The following is a 10,689-nucleotide window of genomic DNA, read 5'->3' as shown; positions in this document are numbered from 1 at the left end:
TTGCTGCTGCCCTTGTTGTTGGTTTTTAATCTCAGCTAGAGCATCTTTTATCAAATCAATAGCAATCGATTCAGTCGACATTCCCATGTATTGCATATCATCATTTGACAAACCAAGCAGATCAAAACCAACTTTTTCTTTGAAAGCATCGACGTCTATTAGTAACCCTAATTGATAAAAGAGAATTTGGTTATTCGCTATATCAGCAGCTATGTTAGGTACTGGTTCTTTTATACCGATTAGCCTCGTAAAATCATCATTTAAACAGTGAGCTACTTCGTGTAATAAAACGAAAAGAACATTGTTAGCATATTTAGAACGACCCTGGGAGATGAGATCATTATCAAGTTCAATCAACTTTTGAAATAAGCCTTTGTTAATGAATATTGCATCACCTGTAGTAAAGGCCGTGTCAGTAGTCATTCTTGTAAAAACTTCATTATCATAAACGCAAAATGGTAGTCGCCTTGATAGGAGTGAATACATCTCAAAACGAGGAAAGTTAGTATTACTTGCGTAGTGCTCGTCACGGATGTGATTTACGAACTTCTGCAATATGATGTTGTATTTAGGTTCACTGCAAAGTTTGTTTGAAACCTTATAACTTGTACTCATAAATAAATCCTATTTTACATGTCGAAGTAAGCTAATGGATCATAATCATTTGATATTCGATGTGACTGAGATTCTATAGAGCTCAAAGCGCCTTGCCTTTGCGTAACAACATCAAACAAATCATACATATCAGAACTCCCTACATTTTTTAGATAAGTAGATATCTTTAAATCTGAGTCTTTGACACACAAATTGCCGAGAGGGAGGTTCGTCTCTTTCGCTGAGTTGATTAAATTTTTAAGTCGGAAGTCATTAATTGTCGTAATACTGTTTTCCAGAAGATAGGCAACTCCTGAATTTAGAGATGCCTCACTAAAAATATCATTGATAGGAGCTGAACGGCCTCCGCTAAGCTTTAAACCAAGAGCGGCTAAGTGAGGGGAGTCTTTCCCATATCGAGGGTCAATCTCATTAAGCCTATTAACTAAAGGTAAAATCATAGAGGAGGAATCTTTAAGGGAACTATAGGTGCGCTCGGCAAACTCAGACAATAAGATCTCACCGAACGTCGGTACATACACCTCTCCGCAGTCATTGGAATTGGATGCAAGAGCTATAGAACTTGGCATAACGGGGATATCACCGATTTGAAGTAAATCAAAGCTGACCTCTACAAGCTTAGATAAACATTCATTATTTTTAGGATCTTTGGCCTCCTCTATGCGCCTAGTGGCGTAATTAATGAAGTCGGTAATAGGTATACCTGCGATAAGAGGTAATTCGTCAGAATCACCACTTCGCAAAGATTTGGTCTTATCGAGTATGTTCCCTGCAAATGCCGGAGCATTGAAGTTACTAAAAAATGCAGTATTAATTTTCTTTAATCTAGCATTGGCAAATTTAGTTAATAGTTCAGGGTTATTCATACCTTTCAGCTTGAAGTCTAATAGCAATTGTTTTGGGTGATCTATGACTTTCATTACGTATATCTTCCTTGTCCCATTGTCTGTTTATAGTGTATAGTTTTTTCTAAAAATTGGAACCTTCAAAGGGATGATGTAAATGAAAAATGTGCCAATTGATGAACTTGTGTTTATCGAAAATAAACTAGGAATACCTGTACATTCCACAATCACATTGAGGGAAACGGCAGATAGTCTTTGCTGGAATTCTCTGCTGTCTACACAAGAGAAAAGACTGCAATTTCGAGCGAAGCAGATGGAGGTTAAAGGACATCAAGTCAATGTGGCTGGTTGCGGTGGAGCTCATTACATTTTTAACCCTGATGGATATTACAATGTATTTGAAATTATCAATGAATCTGTTTCTCTGTTCGCTTCCAAATTAAAATTACCGGTTGCCTATCGACCTAAAGATTGTAAAGGCCAAGAAATAGCAGTTCTTAAAGTTAATTCGACGGATTGGAACAACATCCCAAACAGCGTAGCTCAAAGCATGCTAGAAGAAATGGAGCAAAAACTAGCGGTAGCTCCCGTATCCATCGTCGTTTTCAATGACTTCCTTACTGCACCATCCATCATTAGAAGCTTTGCCGTAACTCTATTTGGAAATACCAATATTGGCGTTTTCCTTACAACAGATACAAAACTGTCTCTAGGTGAGGACGATCAGATTTCACAATTCATCTCGAATGACAGTCAACTACTTCAAAGTGCGCGAACATCTATCTTGGAACCCTCTAAAGAGAGCATTAAAAGAGTTATAAGCGAACACTCAGGGAGTGAGGTGTAATTTATGACCGGTAAATACGAAAGATATAAAGTTATTCCCGTAGCGATTATGGACATGGCCGAAAAAATCGGTATGCCTATTTCTAGGGTTTCCGAGATCAAGGAAGACGTTACTAAAGAGATACTACGAACATGGCATACAAGAGGTAGTGACAAATCTCAAGATGAAATGGTAGAGGTGGCTTGGAAGAAACTATTTGGCTTTTCATATGTAAATAAAAGTGACTTAATCAAGGGTTCTTATTTAAAGGGGCCACCTGGTCAGGGTAAAACAACAGTCTTTAAAGCTGCTCTTAAAGATATCTCTAATGCATTAGGGGTCAAACTCTATATTGATCCAGACTTACATGCTAAACCAGAAAAGAATGATATAGTTGCCGTTGTCTCGCAACTGGGTGGCGCGATTTCCCCCTCGACCATTCAAGGTGTTCCAACAACGGAGAACGGACAAACCATGTATTGTCCACCGAGTCGCATCGCAAAGATGGTGGATAAAAAATTTCGATTTCTACTACTTGATGACTTAGATAATGCTAACGATGGCGTCAAATCAGTAGCAATGCCTGTGGTTCAAGATAAGCAACTGAATGACATTAAGCTCGGTGATAGTTGCTATGTATGCGTAACCGGAAACCTCGGAGAAATCGACGGTACCAATACAGGTAGAGATTCCGCCGCTCTTTTGAATAGAGCAAAAGTTAGATTGGCTTGTGATACCTTGGGGGACTTTCTAGAGCGAGGTGATGCTCGTTTTCAGGATGAAATAGGCATGGGTTTTATTGATGAGTTTCTAATGGATAACCCCGAGTCATTTTACCCTGCAGTAGAGAAAAAATACCGAGGTCAACGTCCAACATCAAGAAAGTGGGATGACTTAATCAACGATATGAGGAATGTGCTTGAGGAACATGACCAACAAATTAAAGAGGGGATGACACCTAAGCCTATTATGCCCAAGCTATCCACACTCTTGCCCGGTCATGTTGGAAATAAAGTTGGCCAACAACTTATCGTATTTTATACCAACGCTTTAACGCTAGCTCGACCAGCAGCTATGGAATTACTTTCGAAAGGTGAACTAAGCGACTCTATGAGGGAGTCCCTACATGATTCCTTTTCTCAAGGTTTTGATTCTAAGTCAGAATCACTATCTAGGGGTTTCTTAAAGCAGGTTCAGCGTGGTGTATTTAACGAGATGAAGAAATACACTAACTTTCAGCCGGTTTCGAAAGAAGAACAAATGGAAGCGTCTAAAGCTCTATTCCAAAGTGCAGATAAAATCGCTAAAGCCGCATTTACAACGGGACTTGTCTCGGGAGGTAAGTTGAATATTATCGCAAACACTTACCACAATTTATTAGTTGATCTAGTCGACCACTCAAAGCAAGAAAACGATAATTCAGGTATGTTCGGTCGAACCAATGATAAAGGGACATACATCCCCTCCAGCTTACTAACCAACTTGCTGACTAAATCAGCCGAAAAGTACGGCAAAGATTACCCACATGGTGAAGCTCTTTTAAATGTCGGTAATGATAAGAAGACGAAGACGGCCCTAGAAAGCGCCATCATCGATCCTCTAACGTACTTAGACAACATCAAAGATATGCAAGATCAGCTAGCCAATGAAATGACCATGTAATAAAAAGGGGCTATGTCAACGGTCCCTTTTACCTACCGAAACATCTCGCCAGAAAAAAATTAACGATTTATTCAATTTATACCTAGGAAACAGTGTAGAATTCATCATTAATGAATTAGTATGAACATAGTTTTGTTAAAGCGTCCAAAGGTTTTCATGAATAAATCAATACTTTCTGACAATATAAAATCGATTTTATGCACTCTTAAACCTAATCATTCTGAAAACTACTCTTGCAAATCTGAGGCTATAGACGCATTCACAGCTACTTTCTCAATTCAAAAGCCGGGGCTTATTAAGGCGATTTCTGGAATTGCTGATGGCCGCTATTACGAAAACCTTGCCAAGAAGATACAAGCTAGGTTTGAAAAAATAGATATCCGCACAAAACCACTGTCAAAATCTGATCTTAAAAAAATAAAATGGTTAGATTTCGAAAAGATGACTCGCTCGGAGCGACATAGGTTTAATACGCAGCAAATCTTCAAACATCGTTACAAATCTAATGTCGAACATATGGCAGAGGATTTAGGGTGCTCGATTGAATTAGCTAATGAAATCCTAGATAGCGAAGATCCAAAGCAAAAAGTAATGCGTTTATTCAAAGAGCGATTGGCTCTGGAAAGCCTTACGCTCCCATTAGCAGAGAGACATCTAAAAAAAGCTACGGTAAACTTCTCTATAAACAATCAAATGTCCGAATTAGAAATTGCTGCACAACTTTCCAAATTGGATACAAAAGATATGGAAATACTCGTGGAAAAAATTCAGCGTGCAAGCACTATCATCGCTTCTGATAGCGATAAGCGAGAATACTATGAAAATTGATAAGCCATACATCCAAAAACAGATAGAAAACATTCGAACGCTCTATGACGCTGCAGACCACCAAATCTTTAGCAGTGATGCACCGAAGGAGCTAGGAATAGGAATTAACACAGAAGTAATTAAACTTATCGATAACATTCTTAGCAGTTCTCGAAATGATGCGATATTTGCAGACTTATTGGCGATATACAGCGGCGAGCTCGACTATGACCGAGCTCCAGGAAGTGCTCAACGTTCCTTTAATCACAACAATCCTACTTTTGAGGTCCTTTATGAGTTTCTATACCATACTGGTGGTCTGTTTTTAGACGTCGAAGCGAAGCCTTCAAAATTAGATGAAGATTTATGGGTAGAAATAGTTCTTTTTTGTCGTAAACCACAAGAGCGTGGATTGGAAATCAACAGACTCATCCTGAAAGAGCACTTTATCAAAGGCGTATCTCTTTCAGAACTGGCACGCCGCACTGATACTTTCCAATCGGGTTTAAAGCGAATGAGCACCGATCTAACGAAGACACTAAAAGCCATTAACTATGTAGTTAAAGGAATCAACTTAGTTTACTCGGAAGACAATAAGTAACCCCCAATTAAGTTAAGCTAGGTACCAGTAAGTTATTTAGCTTAACTCAAACTCACCCCCCATCAAATGCTTACCGCTTTAATCCTCTCGAATATATCAGCACCCTCTCTTATTGCTTTGTTAGATTGATGATAGTTAATTTATACTGTATATTTTAATTTAAACTTTTGTGAGGAATTGAATTATGTCAGAGAAGGAAACACCTGTAATAGTTGTGGTTGATGATGGGCATTTTAACGCTAAAGGCATACTGCTCTCAGATTCGTATGAGCCCGTCCACTACTTAATGCCAACTATGGTAATGAAGGGACACTCGACAGCTCAGTTCGGCGTTGATCATGCAACGCCAGTAGATTTCAATACCTTAGATGAGGACGGTAACGAGGTATACTATAACGTTGTAGAAAAAATGTCGTTTGGTATGAATGGCTATTTGGTCGATACAGGTAATGAAGATTTCCAAACAAGTGAAGCAAATCGAGTGTTAGTACACGCTATGCTTCATAAGATGGGGTTGGCAGGTAAGAAAGTAATCCTTTATGCCACCTCACCAATGCAACGCTACTTCCACCTGGGCGGCACTCTTAACGAAGGTTATATCAATAAACGCAATGAAAACTTAATGAAGCCCGTTCAGTCGAAAGATGGGAAGTCAGTAGAAGTCATCTCCACAACTCAAGTTCCAGAAGGCTTCGCCACATACCTATCTGTTCTATTGAAGCCAAATAAGAACAAGAAGAGAATGGGTGTAGACATCAGTGTTACTCAGCTTGATATCCTAATTCTGGACTTCGGCGGTCAAACTCTCGATGTTGCTGTAATTAGTAACGGTCAATTGGTAACGAACAGCAGCTACACTGAAGAAGGGATGGGGATGCTGAAAATTTACGAGCATCTAACTAGCTACCTTTCTACTTATCGAAAAAACATCTCTCGTACAGAAATGGCCGAGATCATCGAAACAGGTATTTTCTACACTGATAAAAAACGCAAAAATAAGATTGATGTAAGCGACCAAGTACAGAAAATCATCAAAGATGTGCTGAGCACTGCGATGGACAAAATCAACAGCCGTACCCCAACGCGCGAATTTGATCGAGTGCTGATTGCTGGTGGAGGAGTTTTAACCATAGAAAAAGAAATCAAACTGTATATTGATGAAGCTGAAATGGTTAGCGATCCTCTTTATGCTAATGCACTAGGTTCGTTGTTTATGGCGTATAGTGAAGTCGAATCTAAGTCTAAAAAGTCAGCGGCATAATAAAAGGTTTCACCAATGACCAAGAAAGTTCAGCGAAGATTAAGTCTATCTTTCGACAATAAATACGCGGAGCAAGTAGGGAGGCTTAACTGCGACTTAACAACAAGCACCTTAGCGAAGCTTTTCGACTTACAAGAAGACCTAGAACAATCTCTCGGATTTACTCTAGAGATTGATGAAGTCGTGACACACTTAAAGTTGATGCACTTAAGTAAAAAGCATCAGCAAGCCATTCACTACTCAATTCCAGCTGAACAGGCTTCAATACCTCAACCGCACGTTTCACCAACCATAGAGGGCCCCCAATTAGAACCAAGGAGCGATTCAGAAGGTATTGGCCAACCGGACCGTAAAGATACACGGTTGGAAGCCCCTGAATCGGATAACAAGGTAGATGATAATAGTCTGGACGACAAAAGTATGAACCTCCAAGAAACCGTCAATGAGGAAGAATTTGTAGATGCTGCAGATGTACTTGGAGTGGGTGGTCTGAAAAATATGTATAAATTTAATTAGTAAGGAAATAGCCCGTGAGACTTAAGGTATCTAAATGGGCGCTTTGCTCTCTAGCTACAATTACAGTAATTTTTAGCAATCATTGCGTCGCATTCACACCTGCCATTCAAGCTGCTTTGTTTAATAGTTCGGTAAGAGAGTTAAACATCATTCAGCAAGAGCGCTTGATTAGCTATACAGAATCTCTTTATAAGACACTAAACACCAAAGAGTCGACCTCATTGATCGGCCACCAGCAGTTAAAGGTTTCTAGCTACATGTATTTGGTTAACTACTGGTTATCGCAAAGCATTGAACAAATACTATATGAGCGAGGTGAAATAATCTCAGAAGATGCGATTATTGCTGCAGGTATTGACTCTGATGCTTACTCCATTCCACTAAAATATACGGGTCCATTAAATTTAGCTTTTAACAAAGCGAAAAGTGGAGCAAAGGAGTGCCTTACCTCGATAAACCCTACTTATAAGAAAAACTACCAAGATATCTACAACACAATTGTCGCTTTGTTTGATAGTGCCGATTCGTTAAAGATAGGTATGCCTGCGCGAGCAGCTTTACTGTATTTGAAATCACATTTCTACCTCAAGCTTCACGTACCAAATTCGACATTTACCTACGTTAATAATAAGTGCGTATCCGACATCAATGGCTTACTGACATGTGCAGATAAATGGGTAGAACGTATAAACCCTTCAAAGCAACACCTGAACTTAGTACGAAGGTATATGGAAGACGATATAAATGCGATGAAAGTTGATCGCTTAACCCGCAATCGACTCCTTAATTGCAATTTAACTATGTACCATTTTATTCAGAGTGGAGCGGTTACAGAACCATTGAATGATGGTCAGACGGTAGCAGCCTCGGAGTCACTATTTAATGATATGAGTGGTAAGCTAAAACGATACGCGTCGTCGACTACGTGGGACGCGGTATTTAAAGATAATCAATCGATAATGAATTACCTTTATAACCCAGAGGAATTTAAGAGCGATGTAACACTAGAGCCTCAAACAATAGGAAGGTCGTTATTACTCAACCAGATGAAAGCCGCAGCCATTAGACTATCTATTGTTTTGAATAAAGACTTAAAGGTAAATATCAACATTACTGAGGGTCAAAAATGAGCCTGATGCCATTTGATTCGATTTTTAATGCTAACGGAGGCGATGACCATCATAAGTCCACAGGAATAGATGACGAGAGGTGTCGTATCAATGGTTTCAACAATGCAAGAACAGGAGCGCAACGAACACAGAGTTTAGTTGGTGTACTCGTCCTCTTTAACGGTCAATCGATCAACCAAGTTAAACGATTCATAAACGCCAATAGCACCGACAAGGTGTATAAGATCATTAGTGAACTGAAGGCTAACTGGAAGTTGGATATCGATATCTCAAGTGGTGTGGTGCGCTTAAACGATCTTGGGCCAATTTTTAATGCTAACGCTGCTGGGGTGTTAGAGGTCGCCTTTCCAACAGGTAACGTCATAATAGGCAATCGGTTATACAAAGTGTGCTAACGAAACAAAAAAAATTAGTGAGCTATGGACTAACTCACTAATTTGGATGTATTTTAAAAGTATAAACCTCTATCAGAACTATTCCTTGTGAACTGCAATTCTAGTAGCACCAGGCATTCGTTACGCTCTTTCTCATCAGTAAACTCAAAGTTCTTATCTATGAATTTCTTAGCAAATTCTAATGCGACAGTCATAGGTAGAATAGACTCCGCCTCCAGAATGCTACTTAATTCACTTACACTTGAAAAGTGGTGAGAACCGGTAACAGGGTGTAATAGATTGGCGAAATACTCGATGTAAATATCGAAATCAAATAACCCTTGAGCGTGGTATTCAGTAACCATACTGGGTACCACTTCACACAATAAGTTCAACGATACCTGATTGCTCTTAGCAGCCTTTGATTTACTTTCGAGAGGAAAAGATTTCATGGTCGGCTCAAAGGGAATTGCTCTCATTACCTCAATCTGCTTAAGTGCTTTAATATAAAAGTACACTGACGACTTAATGACACCATCACAGTAGGCACCCTCACTTTCATTCTCTTTGAAGAACTCTGCAATAGGTTTAACTGCCGAGATAAAAGTGCTCAAGAGTAACTTTTCATAAGAACCCGACGGGTTTTGGTTAAATGAAAGTACTTCGCCTAAATCAAATGCAGGAGGAAGTGACTCAATTAAAGGGCTGAAGCCTTTTGGTGTTAACACGGGCCTCCCTGTAATGGAATCTTGCCCGGTCAAAAGTTTATACCCTTTCAACGGAGCTGTTTGCGCAAAGTGTTCATATGATCCGTAAGGATAGTTAACAACAAAACATCCCAAAGAATCAGTTAACTCAACGAGAGGAGCGCTAACCTCGTCGCTGAACAGCTCAGCCTCATCATTAAACCCACCTTTACTAACCATCGCGTTGATTTGCTCTTGGTTTAAGCCTTTACCTAACCAACGCGTTAAAGATTCATAGCGTGTAAGGAAGTTTGGGAATTCACTAAAGCTATTTTCTACACTCCAACCCATAGCATTTGCAAAAGAGGCTAACCCTTCATCAGTGTGTAGTTTAGCTAATGATTCAACCAATGATTTTGTAATGAAATCTAATCCAGATTTACACGATATCTCGCGTAGCCAAGTATCGTGTTGATTTATGATATTTACAGCGGCAATCAATGATTTCTGCTGTAACTTACGCTTGCTATCACCAAAACCATTAGCGGTGTTAATACTAAGCTTATCAATTTCAATGTTGATATCAGAAGTGTTGATTTTCATTATCTATCCTCCTTATTAGCTGGTGTTACTTCAAAAGATTCCGAAAGCTTCATATTTAAACGCTTGTTGAAAATTGCAGCTAACGGATTCATTGGTAAGTTTTTAGGAACATGAGCGCGTCGGTCAATCATTAACTTATTGAAGGCAGGGAAATGACCTTCATTAAGAATAATGTTGCAATACGAACGCATCTGAAGACTATTACCGGTATTGCCATCAATCTTGTAAGTGTCATCAAGGTCGACCCCAAGTATTTCTAGGATTTCATATAACTCATGCCCTAAGACATAAGATTCTGAAATGTTAAATTTCTTTGCATAGCCATTTAATTCAGGGAAGTATTTATTTAGGTCCAATACCGCCTTAACATCAGGCATGTTCACATTGTTAATTGAACGAGTTGCACGCTTTACGATACATTCCTTTGCGGTCAGCATATCCGTCAGTCGGATAGATACACCCTTGATTAATGATGGATTCATACGTAGAGATAGAGCCAAAGTGTAACCAACAATATACAAGATTGGGTATACCTCAGAGAACTGTAGCAGGGCTAACTTATCCTCTCGATTAAGAGTCCCCGAAAAATCATGCTTGATAAGAGAAAAACATCGAGAAACATACTTAAACTCAGAATCCCCCAATTGACTCTTTAGCACGTCTAACGGATTGAAGATTCCTGCTCTTAAGGCACTGTTATCTTCATTTATGGTTGTACGGAAGTTGCCCAAATGTATATCTATGTGTGAATGCAAAAAGGAAT

The 10,689-nt window shown here is 39.3% G+C and carries 12 protein-coding genes; 8 read left to right on the top strand and 4 right to left on the bottom strand.

Going from position 1 to position 10,689, the window contains the following annotated elements; translation table 11 throughout:
• Window positions 1-615, bottom strand: a 615-nt coding sequence (locus AB4496_RS05530; protein WP_133153730.1) for a hypothetical protein, incomplete at its 3' end; no start/stop codon positions are given.
• 14 nt (window positions 616-629) lie between these two features.
• On the bottom strand, window positions 630-1,535 hold the full coding sequence (locus tag AB4496_RS05525; protein ID WP_102257430.1) for a hypothetical protein: 906 nt from the start codon (window positions 1,533-1,535) through the stop codon (window positions 630-632).
• 82 nt (window positions 1,536-1,617) lie between these two features.
• Between AB4496_RS05525 and AB4496_RS05520 the strand changes: the two genes are divergently transcribed.
• The 8 genes from AB4496_RS05520 (at window position 1,618) to AB4496_RS05485 (ending at window position 8,658) form a co-directional block, all read left to right on the top strand.
• Window positions 1,618-2,307 carry a hypothetical protein gene (locus tag AB4496_RS05520; protein WP_102257431.1) on the top strand — a complete coding sequence of 230 codons (690 nt, stop codon included), beginning with the start codon at window positions 1,618-1,620 and terminating at the stop codon, window positions 2,305-2,307.
• Window positions 2,308-2,310: 3 nt separating this feature from the next.
• Window positions 2,311-3,948 (top strand): hypothetical protein, encoded by a 1,638-nt coding sequence (locus AB4496_RS05515; RefSeq protein WP_102257432.1) that lies wholly within the window; start codon window positions 2,311-2,313, stop codon window positions 3,946-3,948.
• 156 nt (window positions 3,949-4,104) lie between these two features.
• Window positions 4,105-4,776: a hypothetical protein gene (locus AB4496_RS05510; protein WP_133151956.1), complete on the top strand. Its 672-nt coding sequence runs from the start codon at window positions 4,105-4,107 to the stop codon at window positions 4,774-4,776.
• Window positions 4,766-5,356: a hypothetical protein gene (locus AB4496_RS05505; protein WP_102257434.1), complete on the top strand. Its 591-nt coding sequence runs from the start codon at window positions 4,766-4,768 to the stop codon at window positions 5,354-5,356. The genes AB4496_RS05510 and AB4496_RS05505 overlap by 11 nt, the downstream gene beginning before the upstream one ends.
• 184 nt (window positions 5,357-5,540) lie before the next feature.
• Window positions 5,541-6,617, top strand: a complete 1,077-nt coding sequence (parM, locus tag AB4496_RS05500) for a ParM/StbA family protein (RefSeq protein WP_102257435.1) — start codon at window positions 5,541-5,543, stop codon at window positions 6,615-6,617.
• Between the two features lie 15 nt (window positions 6,618-6,632).
• Window positions 6,633-7,133, top strand: a complete 501-nt coding sequence (locus AB4496_RS05495; RefSeq protein WP_102257436.1) for a hypothetical protein — start codon at window positions 6,633-6,635, stop codon at window positions 7,131-7,133.
• A 14-nt stretch (window positions 7,134-7,147) separates the two neighbouring features.
• Window positions 7,148-8,263, top strand: a complete 1,116-nt coding sequence (locus AB4496_RS05490) for a hypothetical protein (protein ID WP_102257437.1) — start codon at window positions 7,148-7,150, stop codon at window positions 8,261-8,263.
• Window positions 8,260-8,658 (top strand): hypothetical protein, encoded by a 399-nt coding sequence (locus tag AB4496_RS05485; protein WP_102257438.1) that lies wholly within the window; start codon window positions 8,260-8,262, stop codon window positions 8,656-8,658. Before AB4496_RS05490 ends, AB4496_RS05485 begins: the two co-directional genes overlap by 4 nt.
• A gap of 53 nt (window positions 8,659-8,711) precedes the next feature.
• Here the strand turns inward: AB4496_RS05485 and AB4496_RS05480 are convergent, their stop codons facing one another.
• Both AB4496_RS05480 and AB4496_RS05475 read right to left on the bottom strand, forming a co-directional pair.
• Window positions 8,712-9,926, bottom strand: coding sequence for a hypothetical protein (locus AB4496_RS05480; RefSeq protein ID WP_102257439.1), 1,215 nt, complete (start codon window positions 9,924-9,926; stop codon window positions 8,712-8,714).
• Window positions 9,926-10,689 (bottom strand): hypothetical protein (locus AB4496_RS05475; RefSeq protein ID WP_372130675.1); only part of this gene is annotated, 764 nt, incomplete at its 5' end. The genes AB4496_RS05480 and AB4496_RS05475, both read right to left, overlap by 1 nt.

Source organism: Vibrio sp. 10N.222.46.A1 (assembly GCF_041473595.1).
Classification (GTDB): domain Bacteria; phylum Pseudomonadota; class Gammaproteobacteria; order Enterobacterales; family Vibrionaceae; genus Vibrio; species Vibrio tasmaniensis_A.
This window is presented reverse-complemented; position numbering and strand designations above follow the sequence as displayed.